General features: G+C 38.6%; 17 protein-coding genes. 5 read left to right on the top strand and 12 right to left on the bottom strand.

Translation table 11 applies throughout. The features are described 5' to 3' along the window. Positions 1-2: 2 nt before the first annotated feature. Complete coding sequence (locus tag U5921_RS10290; protein ID WP_324823055.1) at positions 3-1592, top strand: sensor histidine kinase; 1590 nt, start codon at positions 3-5, stop codon at positions 1590-1592. 22 nt (positions 1593-1614) lie between these two features. After that, positions 1615-2325, top strand: a complete 711-nt coding sequence (locus U5921_RS10285) for a response regulator transcription factor (RefSeq protein ID WP_324823053.1) — start codon at positions 1615-1617, stop codon at positions 2323-2325. Between the two features lie 39 nt (positions 2326-2364). Here the strand turns inward: U5921_RS10285 and U5921_RS10280 are convergent, their stop codons facing one another. Further along, a complete protein-coding gene (locus U5921_RS10280; protein WP_324823051.1) occupies positions 2365-4227 on the bottom strand; it encodes a thioredoxin domain-containing protein in 1863 nt (620 codons plus the stop codon). Positions 4228-4368: 141 nt separating this feature from the next. Next, positions 4369-4722 (bottom strand): hypothetical protein, encoded by a 354-nt coding sequence (locus U5921_RS10275; RefSeq protein ID WP_324823049.1) that lies wholly within the window; start codon positions 4720-4722, stop codon positions 4369-4371. Positions 4723-4963: 241 nt separating this feature from the next. On the opposite strand from U5921_RS10275, the gene U5921_RS10270 reads away from it, so the two are divergent. Both U5921_RS10270 and U5921_RS10265 read left to right on the top strand, forming a co-directional pair. Then, a complete protein-coding gene (locus tag U5921_RS10270) occupies positions 4964-5164 on the top strand; it encodes a helix-turn-helix transcriptional regulator (RefSeq protein WP_324823047.1) in 201 nt (66 codons plus the stop codon). Between the two features lie 2 nt (positions 5165-5166). After that, positions 5167-5598 (top strand): DUF6442 family protein, encoded by a 432-nt coding sequence (locus tag U5921_RS10265; protein WP_324823045.1) that lies wholly within the window; start codon positions 5167-5169, stop codon positions 5596-5598. Between the two features lie 65 nt (positions 5599-5663). Here U5921_RS10265 and U5921_RS10260 read toward each other — a convergent pair whose 3' ends face one another. The 10 genes from U5921_RS10260 to U5921_RS10215 all read right to left on the bottom strand — a co-directional run bounded on the left by U5921_RS10260 (position 5664) and on the right by U5921_RS10215 (position 16240). Continuing rightward, positions 5664-7052 carry an FtsW/RodA/SpoVE family cell cycle protein gene (locus tag U5921_RS10260; RefSeq protein WP_324823043.1) on the bottom strand — a complete coding sequence of 463 codons (1389 nt, stop codon included), beginning with the start codon at positions 7050-7052 and terminating at the stop codon, positions 5664-5666. Beyond that, the gene (locus tag U5921_RS10255; RefSeq protein WP_324823041.1) at positions 7045-7383 is read right to left on the bottom strand and encodes a PadR family transcriptional regulator; all 339 of its coding nucleotides are present in this window, start codon (positions 7381-7383) and stop codon (positions 7045-7047) included. The genes U5921_RS10260 and U5921_RS10255 overlap by 8 nt, the downstream gene beginning before the upstream one ends. A 211-nt stretch (positions 7384-7594) precedes the next feature. Next, the gene (locus U5921_RS10250) at positions 7595-8902 is read right to left on the bottom strand and encodes an O-acetylhomoserine aminocarboxypropyltransferase/cysteine synthase family protein (protein WP_324823040.1); all 1308 of its coding nucleotides are present in this window, start codon (positions 8900-8902) and stop codon (positions 7595-7597) included. Positions 8903-9661: 759 nt separating this feature from the next. Then, the gene (locus U5921_RS10245) at positions 9662-9877 is read right to left on the bottom strand and encodes a hypothetical protein (protein WP_324823038.1); all 216 of its coding nucleotides are present in this window, start codon (positions 9875-9877) and stop codon (positions 9662-9664) included. Positions 9878-10455: 578 nt separating this feature from the next. After that, on the bottom strand, positions 10456-11622 hold the full coding sequence (locus U5921_RS10240) for a pyridoxal phosphate-dependent aminotransferase (protein WP_324823036.1): 1167 nt from the start codon (positions 11620-11622) through the stop codon (positions 10456-10458). 18 nt (positions 11623-11640) lie between these two features. Continuing rightward, on the bottom strand, positions 11641-12696 hold the full coding sequence (locus U5921_RS10235) for an ornithine cyclodeaminase family protein (protein ID WP_324823033.1): 1056 nt from the start codon (positions 12694-12696) through the stop codon (positions 11641-11643). Between the two features lies 1 nt (position 12697). Beyond that, positions 12698-13531 (bottom strand): MetQ/NlpA family ABC transporter substrate-binding protein, encoded by an 834-nt coding sequence (locus tag U5921_RS10230; protein ID WP_324823031.1) that lies wholly within the window; start codon positions 13529-13531, stop codon positions 12698-12700. Between the two features lie 26 nt (positions 13532-13557). After that, positions 13558-14517 carry an L-lactate dehydrogenase gene (locus U5921_RS10225; protein WP_324823029.1) on the bottom strand — a complete coding sequence of 320 codons (960 nt, stop codon included), beginning with the start codon at positions 14515-14517 and terminating at the stop codon, positions 13558-13560. Positions 14518-14529: 12 nt separating this feature from the next. Then, complete coding sequence (locus U5921_RS10220; RefSeq protein WP_324823027.1) at positions 14530-15213, bottom strand: methionine ABC transporter permease; 684 nt, start codon at positions 15211-15213, stop codon at positions 14530-14532. After that, positions 15197-16240: a methionine ABC transporter ATP-binding protein gene (locus U5921_RS10215; RefSeq protein WP_324823025.1), complete on the bottom strand. Its 1044-nt coding sequence runs from the start codon at positions 16238-16240 to the stop codon at positions 15197-15199. The genes U5921_RS10220 and U5921_RS10215 overlap by 17 nt, the downstream gene beginning before the upstream one ends. A gap of 261 nt (positions 16241-16501) precedes the next feature. On the opposite strand from U5921_RS10215, the gene U5921_RS10210 reads away from it, so the two are divergent. Further along, on the top strand, positions 16502-17347 hold the full coding sequence (locus U5921_RS10210) for a class I SAM-dependent methyltransferase (RefSeq protein ID WP_324823023.1): 846 nt from the start codon (positions 16502-16504) through the stop codon (positions 17345-17347). The last annotated feature ends 27 nt before the right edge of the window (positions 17348-17374 follow it).

Raw genomic sequence — 17374 nt, 5'->3', positions numbered from 1 at the left:
AAATGAACCAAAGCTCATATTATCATAATCTTATTGAATTATTAAAATGCATTCTTGCTCTTGTATTAGCCACTTCAGCCGCCTTATCCCTAGAATCCTTTGGCGTAAATGAAATTAACCTCATTCTAATCTATCTCATCGCTATTTTATTGACTACACTTGAGACAAAAGGTTATTTTTGGGGTACGATTACGTGCATTTCCAGTGTATTTTTATTTAATTTTTTCTTTACACAGCCTAAATACACGCTTGAAGTATCTGATCCAAATTATATATTGAGCTTGTTTCTTTTTCTCTGTGTTTCATTCATTGCAAGTACCTTGGTAAGCCGTCTTCAAACGCATGTCGGCATCTCACGCCGTAATGAGCACCAGACACATCTGCTTTATGAAATCAGTTTAGGCTATTTGAATATTTCAGGTACTGCAAACATCTTTGAATACACTGTTAAAAGTTTAAATGAACTACTGGACTATCCTTCTATTATTTATCCGGTAAAAAACACCTCTGAATTAAAGCGCCCGTACTGTCCAGAGATTCTTTCTTCAAAACACATTCCGGAGAATAATACGATCGCACTTTGGTGTCTTACAAATGTTGTTCCATGCGGTTTTGATACATCGTATTTTCCTGCTTCAAAGTGGAAATACATTCCGATAAAAAGTAATGATTCTGTCTTTGGCATCGCTTCTTTTTTATGTGGAAAAAAAGATATTACACATGAAGAAATGGTTGTGATTGAAACTATTTTGTCACAGATGGCTCTGACAATGGAACGAGAACAAATGCATAAAAATCAAGAGTCCATCCGGATGGAGATGGAAAAGGAACAGCTCCAGGGAAATATTCTTCGCTCCATTTCTCATGACCTGAGAACACCCTTGACCGGGATTGCCGGCTCTACTAATCTCATAATGGAAAGCTTTGATCAGTTAGATAAAAAGACTATTTTAAACCTGCTTGCTGATATCAATACCGACGCAAACCGATTGAATCAGTTGACAGAAAATCTTCTCAGCTCTACACGGATTCAGGAAGGTAAAATACAACTTTCTAAGCAGGAAGAAGTTGTAGATGATATCATTTACGAAGCTTTTCAGCGTGTTGAAAAAAATAAGAAAGAGCATGAAATTTCACTTCAAATTCCAGATACGGTAATCACCCTTTCCCTTGATGGAAAGCTCATCATTCAAGTATTGGTCAATCTCTTAAACAATGCACTGATTCACACCGCACCGACGTCAAAAATCGTGCTGTCGGTATATCGAGAAAATAACTATATCGTTTTCTCGGTTGCAGACAACGGAGGAGGGATTGATCAGATAACTCTGGATAATATTTTTGAACCTTTTACTACAACTCCGGGAAAAAATGCGGATTCTCAGCACGGCATGGGGCTTGGTCTTTCCATATGCAAATCCATCATCAATGCACATAACGGAACCCTCCTTGCATTTAACAATGAGGAAGGCGGCGCAACGTTCCGGTTTATGCTCCCTTATCAAGAGACAGTAAAAAATAGTTATAACGCATCTATCTTTCCTGTAAATAAAGAAAGCTACAATGAAAACACAGATATAACCAACAAATAAAATATACAGAAAGGAGTTCACTATGACTTCACAGAAAAAAAATTCAAATGCACTTTCTGATACCATTTTGATTATTGAAGATGATAAAAGTATTGCAAGATTTCTTACCGTTTCATTGGAGACAAATGGTTATAAGACACTTTGCGCTGATACAGGCATTTCTGGTATCTCTCATTATTTCTCTGCAAATCCCGCTTTAATCCTTCTTGATTTAGGTCTGCCTGACATCGACGGATTTGAAGTCTTATCACAGATTCGAGAAAAGTCTGATACCCCAGTTATCATCGTTTCAGCAAGAGATCAAGAATTTGATAAGGTCAACGCTTTGGACAACGGAGCAGACGATTATATCACAAAGCCGTTTTTCATTGGTGAACTTCTCGCAAGAGTCAGGGTTGCATTAAGAAAAAGGCAGCCAAAGGCTGCCGAAGATATCTTTCAGTTGGATGAATTTCAATTGGATTATAAACGAAGAAAGGTATTTGTCAACGGAAATGAGGTGCATTTGACTCCCATCGAATATCGATTGCTCCATCTGCTTGTATCACATTCCGGGCAGGTGCTGACACATGCCTATATCATAAAAAATATATGGGGATATGAAGAGCAGGAGGACTCACAGTCTCTCCGTGTATTTATGGCCAATCTCCGTCGTAAAATCGAAAAAAACACCGCCTCTCCCCGCTACCTTCTTACAGAAATGGGAGTAGGCTACCGTTTTGTAGATGAATGAAGACTCCTCACCCTGATCTATGCAGACTAAGCAATTTTTTTAGGAACATACACCGTTCTCACACAAAAACCCTTCTGGATAGGTATCCATCATAAGCGCCATCATTGCGAAGCTGTATCCGGATGGGTACCCTTCTATTTTCTGCTTGATAAACGACAGCTGGCGATCGCAGATTTCCTGTATTACTGTACTTCCAGTCATTTTCTTCAATTTTACCAAAACATAAGCAGCTACGGAATTTCCGGAAGGAATGGCTCCGTCATAGGTTTCCTTTGGTCTGTAGATTAAATCTTCTGCATCTTTCGCCGTTAAGAAAAAACCACCCGCCTTATCATCCCAAAACAGGTCAATCATACTGTGGCAAAGTTTGATCGCTCGGTCCAAGTAGTTGGTATCAAAGGTCACTTCATAAAAGCTAGTCAAAGCCCAGATATAAAAGGCATATTCTTCTAAAGTTCCTCTCCCAGCTGCATGTCCTTCTCGATACCGAATCAGCAGCTTATCTTCTTCCTGACCGATTAATTCTTTTTCTAAAAATTCCTGACACGCTTGCGCAGTTTTTAAATATTCATCTTTTCCAAGTACACCATATGCCTTAGTGAAAGCAACCAACATCAATGCATTCCACGAAGTTAAAATTTTATCATCTTTATGCAGATACGTCCGTTTCAGGCGATAACGGTATATTTTTTGTATATTTTCTTCCATTTTAGAGTCGAAGGATATATTATCATCTTCAAAAATTGGGTTTTGGATCAAATTGGGAATGTTCCCTTCTTCAAAATTCGGTTTTTCCCGAATGTCAAAAAAATGGTTAAATTGATTCCCCTCCGCCTCACCAAGAACTTTTCTCATTTCTCCCGGACTGAAAACGTAATATTTGCCTTCTACTCCTTCACTATCTGCATCCTGTGCAGAGTAAAATCCGCCGTCTGCGCTTGTCATTTCTCTCATTACATAACGTAGTACCTTTTCTGCAATTTGACGGTACAAATCAATTTTATAAACCTGATATGCTTCTAAATATGCAATTACAAGCAGAGCATTATCATACAGCATTTTTTCAAAATGCGGAACCAGCCATTGGTCATCGGTTGAGTAGCGCGCAAATCCATAACCGATATGGTCAAATATTCCGCCTAGATACATTTGTTTTAAAGTTTTTTGCACCATGTATAGAGCTGTTTCGTCTTTTTCGTAGTGATGGTACCGCAGCAGAAACATTAAATTATGGGGAGTCGGAAACTTAGGGCTATGACCAAAACCACCGTATTTTTCATCAAAGTTTTGAGCAAAAGTCGTTTTTCCACGCTGAAAAATTTCTTTTATCTTTTTTTCATCTGTTTTATGAATTACATTAAAACCTCGATGAAATGTAGGGGCACTATTTGATTCATCTTTGAGTGCTTTTACTATTTTCGATGCAGATTCCTCAACACTGTCTCTTCTTTCCTTCCAATGTTTCGTCAATTCTGTAAGAATTTCAAACAGCCCCATCATCTGATACCTCTGTTGCTTTGGGAAATAGGTACCTGCAAAAAACGGTTTTTGTTCCGGTGTCATCACAATGGTGAGCGGCCAACCTCCGCTTCCTGTCAATGCCTGACACACCGTCATATATACTGCATCCACATCCGGCCGTTCCTCTTTGTCCACTTTTATACAAATATAATCTCGGTTTAAAAGCTTAGCCACTTCCTCATCTTCGAAGGATTCATGCGCCATTACATGGCACCAGTGACAAGTCGAATAGCCGATGGATAAAAAAATGGGCTTATCTTCTTTCTTTGCTTTTTCAAACGCTTCATCGCACCACGGATACCAGTTTACCGGATTGTATGCGTGCTGAAGAAGGTAAGGAGATTTTTCATTTATCAATTGATTGGGATTATTATTAGTCATAGCATCACAACCTTTCTTTTGCTATTTTTAATTATTGTACCCTTTTTGTAAAAATGTAATAAAAAAGATTAGTTTTTACTAATCTTTTGTAATGACTTAATTTAATTTCGATATTGATGCACTGGTATAATTGAAGCTAAACTACTTTTCCCCAAATTGATTCATAAAAATTTTATATTTGGGCTTGAAATTCATTTTAATAATACTGCTTGGGCTGGTCATCATAATTTTGGACTCTTCTTTTTTATCAACTAATATTTCCATTGATTCAAGGTTATTTATCTCAATAAAAGATATTAATTCTTTACCTTCTGATAGGCATACCTCTACTTTTATTTCACGATACGACGGGCTTATACTTACTTTAAACAATTCATTATTTTTATTGGAAAAAATATATGTCGCTTGATTATAATAAAAAGGAACAACTTCATCTAACAAAATAGGTTCCGACTCAAAAAAAGATATTAATTCTACCTCATCTGGAATTTTCATTGCAAAGCCCCTCCTTGTACAATAAATTCATTTAATCATTTATCATCTTTGCATTAAATTATTTTTACTCAAATATTATACCAGATTTCTCCTATTTTTTTCTAATTAATTACAGATATAAAAAATTGTATCGTATTAATATTATCTTTTATGGAAAGTATGCTTGACATTTTTGCTTTTATGATTATACTTAAATATGTAAAGCACACTTTCCATATTTGCAAGAAAGGAGATTTTATATTTGAAGAATAGATTGGAAGAAATTCGAAAGCTAAGAGGAATTAAGCAAGAAGAGCTTGCAGCCGCTTTGGAAGTATCAAGGCAAACAATCGGTTCGCTTGAAAATGGTCGATACAATCCATCCATCGTCTTAGCATTTAAGATTGCCCGTTATTTTCAAATGCAAATTGAAGAGATATTTATTTATGAGGAGGAAGAATAAAAATGAAAAAAAATGCTTCAACATACTTACTGACGATCTCAGGATTATTACTACTGGGAATTGGCTTATATCTAATCAAGACACTTGTGGACCCGCAGGGTATTTTGCGAGCTTTACCTTATGTTTGTGTTGGCCTTGGCTGCGGAATTTTTGGCCATGGCATGGGAGAGCTCATCAGTCTGAAAGCCATGAAGGGACATCCCGACTTAGAAAAACAACTGAAAATTGATAAAAATGATGAGCGTAATATTGCAATTGCAAATCGTGCAAAGGCAAAAGCATATGATATGATGCTATTTGTATTTGGTGCACTAATGCTTTCTTTTGCTTTAATGGAAGTTGATTTAACGCTCATTCTTCTCTTGGTATTTTCCTATCTTTTCATCGCCGGTTACGGGATTTACTATCGCATCAAATATGATAAAGAAATGTAAAAAAACAAGTTATTAAAATCAGGTCAGCTGATTTTAATACCTTTCCACTACACGTGCTGTAACGATCATTTCCTCCAAGCTTGCAAATCAATAATCAGTTTTCCATTTGAATAGCTTATAATCTCTTTCTTTGAATTTGACAGTCTGACACTGTCTGAATGGGAAATCAGATTATCTCTGCGCCAAACGGAAAGGATAATGCCGACAAATGCCATATTCACAATATATCCCGTACCTCCATAAGAGACAAATGGCATATTGACTGCAGTTAAAGGGAACAAATTAAAATTTATTAAAATATTAATCAAAAATTGTGCGGATAAAATCATGCAAGCGGAGAAAGACAAATAAAACCCGTAATTATTTTTTATCTGCCTCGCAGTAAGAAACGATCGAATGATAAATGCACCAATTAGAATGATAAGAGCAACTCCAGCTACCCATCCAAATGTCGCAATTACATTGACAAGTATATACTCTCCTGTAATATTGGGCATCGTCCCATTCAGGCTTCCCCCCGAATAGGATATTTTTCCAAACCAATTGGAAAGAGTAAGCCAATGATCTGCCATGCGCTCTTGATATCCTTGTGATTTTTCTGTAAAAATATTCAGACGCATTAATAAATAGGGGTTTGCAATCACTCGATACAACAATAGGCTTGCAACGACACCGCCACCTGCAAATAATGAAATAAACTGCATCTTTTTATTACCGCCAAAGTGATTCCTTATAACAGCCATAATGATTCCTGCTGCATATACGATAAACAGTACAAAAGCAGTTGCTAAGCTTGGTAAAAGCATGATTAAAAATACCGAAATCATACACGTAAATAATATCTTTATAATCTGTATCGCACCTTTTCCCCTGTATTTTTCTAAAAATCCTACAAATGCAATTAAAAAAAGCAGACTGGCAACTTCCGGTATTACGACAGAAAACGGCCCGATCGAAATCCACCTTGTAGCACCATTCGCACTCGTCCCTATGAGCAGAGTTGCAACAAGTAACAAGATTCCGGAAAAATACAAGGCAGCCGAAAGATTTTTCAGTTTCGTATAGTCATAATAATAGAATGTTACCATCGTTCCGACTCCAATTGCAGCGATAAGTACATAGGTCGAAAAATTGATTGTTTCTCCACTTGTAAACTGGCTGCTCGTATACATCACGACCGCACCAATTACTGCAATTGCCATTGTTAAAAGCAAAATTGACCATTCCATCCGAGGCTTATGCTGACGATTTAATCGGACACCGATTTCTTCCGTACTTCCCATCGCACAAATCGCCAAATCCAGAGCTTCTTTTTCATCGTAACCATGATTCACATTTTCTTTTTTCAATTCGTTTATATGTTCAAAAAGCTCCTCACGAATATCCTTATGTACTGCTTTGCAATTGATATAAATACATACTTCATCTAAAAATGCTTTCACTTTTTTATCCAATGCAAACACCTCCGATTACAGTATTCACTGCTTTCGTATAAGTTTGCCACTCCGCCTTTTTATCTTTCAATAGTTTCATTCCATTTTTTGTGATCTTATAATATTTTCTGCGTTTTCCATTATCCGCATCAACCCAATAGGATTCAATCACTTTATCATTTTCCAAGCTGTGAAGCATTGGATAAAGCGTTCCTTCCTTAAGAACAAAAACACTATCTGATCGTTCTTTAAGCTGATGCGCAATTTGATACCCGTACATATCTTCTTTGCTCAAAAGTGAAAGCACTAAAATTGACGTACTTCCTTTCATAAGCTCCTTATTAATCTTCATACCGCCCTCCATACACAGATATTCTTTATACATAGTTTTTCTATGTATGTTACTATAGCATTAAAAAAATTCTCTGTCAATATTCCTTTGTAAAATCTGTAAAATGCTAAGTAAATATAAGCAGCATATCTTTTTTAAATATAAAAATAAAAAATTTTTGCTTATTTACAAGAAAACAGAGACTATTCTAAATTTTAGTCTCTGTTATTTATTAAAGTACCGCTTTAAATGCTTCTTCCAGATCTTCAATTATATCGTTAATATTTTCTGTTCCGATCGAAAGACGGATCGTATTCGGTTTGATACCAGAATTAAGAAGTTCTTCTTCGGTCATTTGAGAATGTGTTGTGGAAGCCGGATGAATCACCAGTGATTTCACATCTGCTACGTTAGCGAGCAGGGAGAACAATTCAAGCTGGTCGATGAAGTCTTTTGCTTTCTGCGCGTCACCTTTGATTTCAAAGGTGAAAATCGACCCGCCTCCATTTGGAAAATATTTTTTATATAATTCTTTTTGCAATTCGTCATCACTCACTGATGGGTGATGTACCTCCTGAACCTGCGGATGGTTTTTCAGATATTCCGCTACCTTCAAGCTGTTTTCAACGTGTCTTTCTACTCTCAAAGACAGGGTTTCCAAGCCTTGCAGAAATAAAAATGCATGAAACGGTGAGAGGGTTGCTCCGGTATCTCTTAAAAGAATTGCACGAATTTTTGTAACATATGCAGCCGCACCTACTGCCTTCGTAAAACTGATTCCATGATAACTTGGGTTTGGCTCGCTCAAGGCAGGAAATTTTCCGCTTTGCTCCCAATCAAACTTTCCGCTGTCTACAATCACGCCTCCAATCGCAGTGCCGTGTCCGCCGATAAATTTTGTTGCGGAATGTACGACGATGTCTGCTCCGTATGCAATTGGACGAACGAGATAGGGAGTTGCAAAGGTGTTGTCAATCACAAGCGGAATTTTATGCTTATGTGCAATCTCTGCAATCTTTTCAATATCTACCACGTCGGAGTTTGGATTTCCCAGTGTTTCAATGAATACCAGCTTTGTATTTTCCTGAATCGCCGCATCAAGTTCGTCATACCGGAATGGGTCTACAAATGTAGTTTCAATCCCATACTGTTTGTTGGTATGCTCCAAAAGATTATAAGTTCCTCCATAGATATTCTTTGCAGCTACAATATGATCTCCATGCTGTGCAATGTTTTGAATTGCGTAGGTTACAGCTGCTGCTCCGGAAGCCACTGCCAATGCTGCAACGCCCCCTTCCAATGCTGCAATTCTTCTCTCAAAGACATCTTCGGTCGGATTGGTCAACCTTCCATAGATATTTCCGGCATCTCTTAGTCCAAATCGCGCTGCTGCATGTTCACTGTTATGAAAAACGTAAGATGAAGTTTGGTAAATCGGGACTGCCCTTGCATCGGTTAGCGGATCTGCGTTCTCCTGTCCTACATGCAGCTGTAATGTTTCAAATCTAAATTCCCTGTTTTCTCTCGTTTTTTTACTCATAATCGTTTCCTCTCTTTCAAACTACTTTATTAAAAATACGTTACCTTTTTTATGTTTACATATTGATATCACATTCGTTTCTCTTCAATTGAATTACAGCTTTTATTTCTTTTTACAATCATGTTTCAAGATTACACATTCTGTGCTTTCTGTGATTTTATTATACCGCAGACATTTCCCACAGTGTTAATACCTATAACATGCAATTTGCTATAGGATAAGCTTATAAGCAACAGGCTTTGAATACCATATGAACAATATGAATCCGCACCACACGTTCAATGAAATTATAAAAAAATCAGAGTTCCTTAACACAACTCTGATTTTATGGCTTTCAAGCTAATCTATTGTTTCTCTTTGTCGTTTCTTTTTTCACCTAAACTTTCTTCAATCACTTTAATGCTCTTGTACATAGAAATGCATTTCTTGTACATAAAAATACATTTCCTGATAAGAAAACTTACAATCGGAACCACCGAGATAAAAAGAATGATTTTTATAGACAAGGCAATTATTTCTTGCATATATTATCCCTCAAAATTTCCTAAATATTTTTCGCATAAAAGTACGCGGAACCTTTTACGCTTTGCTTATCTGATTTTATCTTTACAATTTTTTCCACTACAGGTATTGGAATTATAATATAATGTTGTATCGTATATTCATATTTATGTTCAATCATAGATTGATCTTTTGAAATTTCTCCGACTGATTTCTACACAGAATCTAATCTTGAAAATTCTTCATGGGAATTTTCCTTTACGGTAGCACTTGATATACTTTTCCAATATTTTTTCCATTTTTATTGTCATATTTTCCAGTTACACTATGCTCTACTACTAAACCGTTCACAACATCAATTTGCTGCTTTAACGTTGCAACTGAAGAAGATTTAGTAGCAACAATATTTGAGAAAAGAGAAAAATTATTGTTTAAATCCATATATGTAGGTCTTAATTGAATAACATTTGGCATATCCTCCTTTTGACTCTTTATAGGTAGTGCCCTTTGATTAATCAATTATTTATTTAGAAATTTCTATAATCAAATCTTATCACTTTAAATTTAGAATTACAATATAAAGAAACCGAAATCATGTTTTTATATTTAAATGTGCAATTTTAATCTATTTTGATTTTAGATACATTTTTTAACCTCATCAGCATAATAAATTTATATTTTTTATAAATCTATTACCACTTTTTAGCATTACTTATTTCCGCAGTGCTTTCTGTGATTTTATTATACCGCAGACATTTCCCACAGTGTTAATACCTATAACATGCAATTTGCTATAGGATAAGCTTATAAGCAACCGGCTTTGAATCGCATATTAACAATGTGCATCAGCGTAATCCCTCGAATCCGGACCACCCGTCCAATGAAATTATAAAAAAAACAGAGCATCTTAACGCAATGCTCTGTTTTTATAGCTTTTAACCTTATATATTATTTTTACTTATCACCTTCTATTTTAATCAAGCTCTCTTCAATCGTTTTAATGCTCTTGTACATAGAAATCAATTTCCTGGTGAGAAAGCTGAAAGTGAAAATCATCGTCTGTCCGCTTTTTTATATATCTCTGAAAGATTTTGCAGTGCAAGCTGTAAGGTCTCATCCTTCTTTGCAAAGTGAAAACGAATAAAGGAGTGGGTTTGTTCTTTAAAAAAGGCAGAGCCGGGTACTGCCGCAACTTTTACCTCTTTTGCAAGCCACTCACAGAAAGCGACATCATTTTTACACCCAAATTCACTGATGTCGGTTAAAACATAGTACGCTCCCTGCGGTTTGATATAGGGAAGTCCAATCTCATCAAGCCCTTTTAAAAACAAATCCCGCATATGGGTATAATGCCTTTGCAGCTCCTTATAATATTTATCGTCAAACAGCAATCCGGTAACAGCCGCTTCCATCAGAGGCGCTGCTGCGCCCACTGTCAGAAAATCATGTACTTTTTTGATACGGTCTATGATTCTTTCCTCTGCAATGACATACCCGAGACGCCACCCGGTGATGGAATATGTCTTTGACAGGGAGCTGCAGGTGATTGTGCGTTCCCGCATTCCCGGAAAAGACGCTAGATAAAGGTGCTCATACGGCTCGTATAAAATATGCTCATACACCTCATCCGTAATAACATATGCATCATATTTTATCGCAAGCGCAGAAATGAGTTTCAGTTCTTCACGAGTGAAAACCTTTCCGCATGGATTGGAAGGATTGCATAAAATCAACGCCTTTGCTCCTTTTTTGAAGGCCGCTTCCAATACATCACCATCAAAGTGAAATGCAGGGGGTACAAGCGGAACATACAAGGGCTCAGCCCCGCAGAGAATGGCATCTGCCCCGTAGTTTTCATAAAACGGTGAAAATACAATCACCTGATCTCCCGGATTTGTAATCGCCATCATTGCGGCCATCATTGCTTCTGTACTTCCGCAGGTAACGGTAATTTCGGTATTCGGGTCAATTTTCATCCCTGAAAAGTGTTCCTGCTTGTGAGCCAGTGCTTCTCTAAAATTTTGTGCCCCCCATGTGACAGCATACTGATGCGGTCCTTTCATCGATGCTTCTTTTAAGCTCGTGAGAATTTCTTTCGGAGGGTCAAAATCCGGAAAACCCTGAGAAAGATTCACTGCTCCGTATTGATCTGAAATCCTTGTCATCTTTCGAATAATGGATTCCGTAAAGGATGCTGTACGCTTACTTAATTCCTGCATATTGTTTCACCTTATTTCTTATAAAGGAAGCTTTCTTCCTATCCCATTTTCTAATGCTTTATCAAATAAATCTCTTACTACATACATATCTTCGATGGCCATTCCGACATTGTTGCATACAATCAGCTCATCTTTTGTTACTCTGCCTTGTTTTTCGCCTCCGACAACCTCTCCGGTTTCGGCGTAAATTTCAGGGAGTCCATACGGATAATAGCCATATCCTTTTAACAGCTCATGCTGCTCAATACTATCCACCAAATATTTATCTGCTCTTTTCACTGTTTTATCTTCATAGAGAGAATGGCAGTCGCATAATAGGATTGTTTTTCCGCTTGTAATCCATTCATCTTTTATCTTTGGCTCCGGTTGTTCTGTGATAATGGTCGCCGAAGCAATGACTTCTGAATTTCTTACCAGTGTCTCAAGTGAATCCGCTTTTTTGATTACGGCACCTACCTCACCCTGTAATTCCTGTATCAGACAATTCTCTGCATCTTTCGAAATATCATAAACATAGATCTCTTTCAAGGAAGGAAGCACTTTTTCGATGTTTTTAACGTGCTGTCTGCCTTCCACTCCGCACCCAATCATACCGAAGGTCTTTGCATCACTCGATGCAAGCTTTTTAATGGACGCATACGTAACCGCCGCGGTACGGATTTCCGTTACATAGATACAGTCTAAAATAGCAATTGGGATACCGGATAAATGGTCATTGAAAAGAATGAGACCTTCCGCCTGTGGGTATCCGTATTTTTTCTGATTTTCAGGATAACAGGAGCCCCATTTGATTCCCGCTGCGAACGCTTCCGGTGCATAGGCAGGCATCGCGTGATAAAAAGTTCCGGGAAGCGGGTGAATCCCTATCTTCGCAGGCATATCTGCATTTTTTCGGCTGTAAGCTGCCAGAGATTTTTCCGTAAGCTCCAATATTTCTTCCGGGCTGATCGGAATGCTCCGAACGTCCTCTTGCGTCAGGTAGAGAAGCTCTTTTCCGATGGGCAGCCTTGTTTCAATCCACGCTCTGTATTCTTCTGCCTTCTTGTATTCTTCTTTACTTAAGTTCAAACTCATACTATTCCTCCCATGCTGCGATATAAGCGCCCTTGAAAGTTGTTGCAAAAACTTCTTTTACTGCTTCGGACTGGTATGCTTTTACAATTTTTTGATAAATTTCATTTTCTGCATCTTCTGTTCTTGCGGCAATTAAGTTTACATAGTCCTTGCCGGAGTAAAACGCTACATTATCGGAGAAAATTGCATCCTCTCCCGGGTTCAAACCACTGTCCAGTGCATAGTTGCAATTAATTACGCCTGCAGCAACGTCCGGGAGCAGAGAATACACATTTGCAGCATCCACTTCTACCAACTCCAGCTTCAACGGATTTTCTGTAATATCAGATACTTCAGGACTGTCTCCTGCACTCTGATCCAGCTGGATCAATCCAGCCGCTTCCAATACCTTTAATGCTCTGCCTTCATTCGTCGCATCGTTTGGCACGGCAATTTTTGAACCTTCTTTAATTTCCTTTACGTCAGAAATCGAATCGGAGTAAATATTCATTGCGGAAATAAAGGTATCTCCGATTGCAGTAATTTTATAACCATTGTTCTTAATCTCTTCGTTCAGATACGCATAGTGCTGAAATGCATTCAGATCAATGTCTCCGGTGTCAAGTGCACTATTCGGAATCGGATAGTCCGTAAAGCTTACAAGTTCTATTTTGATCCCTTCCTTTTCTAATTCTGCAATGACCGGCTCCCACATCTCGTTGGATTCTCCCACTACGCCTACCTTTACGATGGTTTCTTCATTTTCTTCACTCTTTCCCTCTTTATTTCCGCAGCCGGCAAATGATAACGCCAGCACCCCCACTAAAATAAGTAATGCGATTCTCCTTTTTGTCATTGTCCTATCCTCCTTTAAATGTTTGTTTATAGATTGCATGCAAGCTGATAATTTTCTCGCATGATTTCACAAGATAAGTGAAACCTTTGTTTTTCTTCTTCCGTCATATTAAGCTCTATAATTTCTTCTATTCCTTTATTTCCGACCACCGCCGGAACAGATGCATACACACCTCTCTGCCCGTATTCTCCATCTAGAAAGACCGAAACGGGAAGGATCCTCTTTTCATCAGAGAAAATCGCCCTTGTAACCTCTGCCGCCGCGGTCCCGATTCCAAATTCGGTTGAGCCTTTTCCCCCAAGAATGTGCCACCCTGCAGCTCTTCCTTTTTCCGCCAGCTCCTGTAAATTCAAATTACCATACTTCTCAGGCTTTTGCTTTATCAGCTCCAAAATCGGTTTTCCGGCAATCATTACCGTAGACCATGCAACCATTTGGCTTTCTCCATGTTCTCCGAGCGCATACGCATAAATGGATTTCGGATCCACGCCTATTTCCTGAGAAATTGCTCTTCGAAGCCTTGCAGAATCCAGTACAGTACTGGTAGAAAGTACTTTTTCCTTCGGGTACTCCAGCTTTGTTTGAATATAATGTGCAATGACATCTGCCGGATTGGATATGCTCACTAGGATGCCGTGAAAACCGGACTTTTTTATGTTCTCGACGATGTCCTTTACTACTTCTACCGTCTGTCTCAAGGTGTCCATTCTCGTCTGCCCTTTACTCATATCCGGAAGCGGCCCTGCCGCCACAATCAATAAATCTGCATCGGAAGCGTCTTCATACGTCCCTGCCGTGACGACTACACGGTGCGGAAGATACACGGCGGAATCAGCAATATCAAGTGCCTGTGCTTCTGCTTTTTTCTGATCTACGTCGATATATACAATTTCCTCTGCAAGTCCCTGTGCCGCTAACGCATAGCCTGCATGTGACCCTACATGACCGGCCCCTATAATTACTACTTTTCGTGTTCTCAGACTCATAAAATGCCCTCCTCATTCGTGTGTGTTTTTCTTTGCAATCAGGTTTCCTACAATCTGGATTACGCTGACAAGAAGCACCAGTACCAAGACCGTAGCATACGTAACATCCGCCTGTTTTCTCTGGTAACCGAAACGAATTGCGAAATCCCCGAGTCCGCCGGCTCCGATTGCTCCTGCCATCGCGGTCAGCCCAATCAAGCTAATTGCTGTGATGGTGGTCGCCCGGACAATTCCGGGAATACTTTCTTTTAAATAAACGCTTAAAATAATGCGCATCGGTCCGTTTCCCATAGATTTTGCTGCTTCTAACAAGCCGGGACTCAATTCGGCAAGCACCGATTCAATCTGTCTTGCGAAAAACGGAACCGTTCCAAAGACGAGCGGTAGAATCGCTCCCTCTACCCCGATTGCCGTACCGGAAATCAATCTTGTAAAAGGAATCAAGGCTGCCAGTAAAATGACAAAGGGAATGGAGCGAAAAAAGTTAATGGCTTTATCAAGAACCTGAAATACCACCTTATTCTGCAAAATCCCACCCTTCTGCGTCACGGTGAGCAGAATTCCTAAAAAGAGTCCAATGACAAAGGACATCCATCCTGATTGAAGAAGCATCTGCATCGTTTCTGCGATGCTTCTATAAAAGATAGGAAGCTTCGCCATTACATTTGGAAAGTATGTGTTAAGAAGCTCTTGCATCTAAAATCACCTCCACTCCTACGTTTTTTTCTTTTAAATAGTGAATTGCTGCATCAATATCTTCTTCTTTTCCTTTTACTATGGAAACCAAGCCTCCGATCGGTGTGTCTCCAATCAATTCGACGTTTCCGAAAATAATGTTCACATCAAGCTGGAACTGCCTTGAAATCTGTGATACCAGTGCTTCTGATGTATTTCTCTGTAAATATTTGAATTTCAAGATGCATTCATCCTTGCCCAACTTTTTGATAAAAGCATTGTTTTCGGTCAGCTCTTCGATTTTTGTCAGGTTGGATGTACTTGCCACAAATTCCTTTGTGATCGGTTTTTGCGGATTGGAGAAGATCTGAAACACATCTCCCTCTTCCACAATTTCACCATTTTCCATCACAACGACTTTATCGCAGATTTCTTTTACGACCTCCATCTCGTGTGTAATGACAACAATCGTGATACCAAGACTCTCATTCAACTTTTTTAAAAGCTTCAAAATCGACTTTGTCGTCTGCGGGTCCAGCGCACTCGTCGATTCATCGCTTAAAAGAATCTCCGGGTCATTTGCAAGTGCTCTTGCAATGGCCACCCGTTGCTTCTGCCCTCCGGAAAGCTCTGCAGGATACATCGAGGCTTTCTCCTCTAATCCGACAAGCTTAAGAAGGGAATCTACTTTTTTGTTTATCTCCTTTTGCGTCATTCCCTGATATTTCAGAGGGTACGCAACATTCTGACGAACTGTCCTTGATGAAAACAGCTGAAACTGCTGAAAAATCATGCCTATTTTCTTTCGCTCTTTTCGCAACTGTCTTTCTGTCAATGCGGTTAATTCCGTTTTTCCTAAAAATACCTCTCCTGCTGTTGGTTTTTCCAGCAAATTGATACACCGCACCAGTGTGGATTTCCCGGCTCCCGAAAAGCCGATTATCCCGCATATTCTGCCTTTCTCTATTGTTAAATTTACATCCTTTACTGCTTCGACTTTTTTCTCTCCGATGTAAAAAGTTTTACTTACATTCTGAAACGTAATCAATGGCCTTCCTCCTTTCTGCTCTATCTTTTATATAAAAAACTTCCTGCTAAACTTCATTGTCTCTAAACAGCATGTTCTATGCTTTTCGTGATTTTTATTATACCCCAAGCATTTATCACAGTGTTAATACCTATAACATACAGCTTGTTATAGGTTGAACTTATAAACTAGTTTTAACTTATCGTATTATCCAGTATCTTTTATAAAATTGTTCTCATATACTGTAAAAGCATATTTTTATGATTAATTGGGAGGGTAAAAATGAAGTGTCCGATTTGCGGGGGCAGCACCATAGAACAGCTGTATGTTATGAATGGATTTGAACTGGTAAAATGTTTGGACTGCAATCTTGTTTTTCAGAGTAAAATTGATTTACTGGACGGCAACGATATGATTGATGTGATATATGATGAAAATTGGACGAAGATGAAGGAGCAGACAGGTGTGGAAGATTTGTACAATCATTATCTGTTTTCCTCTCATTTTGTAAACAGTTACAGTAATCCCGGCGACAGCTTGCTTGAAATCGGCTGTGGAACCGGTGAATTTCTACATCTGATGCAGCTGACGGGAAAACAGGTTACAGGAATGGAACCATCCAAAGAGTCCTGTGCTTTTGCCAAGAGTAAATATCAGCTGGATTTCATCCACTCCATGTGGGATGTTTCTCTATTCGACAACAAAAAGAGGTTCGACAATATCGCATTCTGGCACGTACTGGAACATATAGCAAACCCAATAGTGTTTTTAACTGAAGCTTCATCTATTTTAAAGGAGAACGGAAAAATCTTTTTTTCTATTCCCAATCAGGATTGTCTCTATAATCTAGTGATGAGAAACGCTTCTCCTCTTTATACTGAACGAGATCACCTTTTCCATTATTCTACAAAAAACTTACCAATTCTCTTATCAAAGTCGGGGCTTGTCCCAGAAAAGATATTTCTTTGGGAAGGTCCGGGTAGGCTTAAAACAGACTGGTCGCTATATAAAAAAATACTTTCATCCACAGCAATTACAGGAGTTAATGATGAATATTCCTTCTTGGCGTGGCTGAGAAATACCAACAGGAGCTATGAACTGTTCTGTGTTGCCAAAAAAGCGGATTAGACAGTAGAGATATAAAGACTCCCTGAC

Source organism: Sinanaerobacter sp. ZZT-01 (assembly GCF_035621135.1).
Taxonomy (GTDB): Bacteria; Bacillota; Clostridia; order Peptostreptococcales; family Anaerovoracaceae; genus IOR16.
The sequence above is the reverse complement of the archived record's forward strand: the minus strand, read 5'-3'. Positions and strand labels throughout refer to the sequence as shown.

Coding starts and splice junctions, on each gene's coding strand:
- U5921_RS10290 (WP_324823055.1), top strand. CDS start 3: ATGAACCAAAGCTCATATTATCATAATCTTATTGAATTATTAAAATGC.
- U5921_RS10220 (WP_324823027.1), bottom strand. CDS start 15,213: ATGCAAGAGCTTCTTAACACATACTTTCCAAATGTAATGGCGAAGCTT.
- U5921_RS10265 (WP_324823045.1), top strand. CDS start 5,167: ATGAAAAAAAATGCTTCAACATACTTACTGACGATCTCAGGATTATTA.
- U5921_RS10235 (WP_324823033.1), bottom strand. CDS start 12,696: ATGAGTTTGAACTTAAGTAAAGAAGAATACAAGAAGGCAGAAGAATAC.
- U5921_RS10245 (WP_324823038.1), bottom strand. CDS start 9,877: ATGCCAAATGTTATTCAATTAAGACCTACATATATGGATTTAAACAAT.
- U5921_RS10250 (WP_324823040.1), bottom strand. CDS start 8,902: ATGAGTAAAAAAACGAGAGAAAACAGGGAATTTAGATTTGAAACATTA.
- U5921_RS10280 (WP_324823051.1), bottom strand. CDS start 4,227: ATGACTAATAATAATCCCAATCAATTGATAAATGAAAAATCTCCTTAC.
- U5921_RS10285 (WP_324823053.1), top strand. CDS start 1,615: ATGACTTCACAGAAAAAAAATTCAAATGCACTTTCTGATACCATTTTG.
- U5921_RS10230 (WP_324823031.1), bottom strand. CDS start 13,531: ATGACAAAAAGGAGAATCGCATTACTTATTTTAGTGGGGGTGCTGGCG.
- U5921_RS10255 (WP_324823041.1), bottom strand. CDS start 7,383: ATGAAGATTAATAAGGAGCTTATGAAAGGAAGTACGTCAATTTTAGTG.
- U5921_RS10210 (WP_324823023.1), top strand. CDS start 16,502: ATGAAGTGTCCGATTTGCGGGGGCAGCACCATAGAACAGCTGTATGTT.
- U5921_RS10225 (WP_324823029.1), bottom strand. CDS start 14,517: ATGAGTCTGAGAACACGAAAAGTAGTAATTATAGGGGCCGGTCATGTA.
- U5921_RS10275 (WP_324823049.1), bottom strand. CDS start 4,722: ATGAAAATTCCAGATGAGGTAGAATTAATATCTTTTTTTGAGTCGGAA.
- U5921_RS10240 (WP_324823036.1), bottom strand. CDS start 11,622: ATGCAGGAATTAAGTAAGCGTACAGCATCCTTTACGGAATCCATTATT.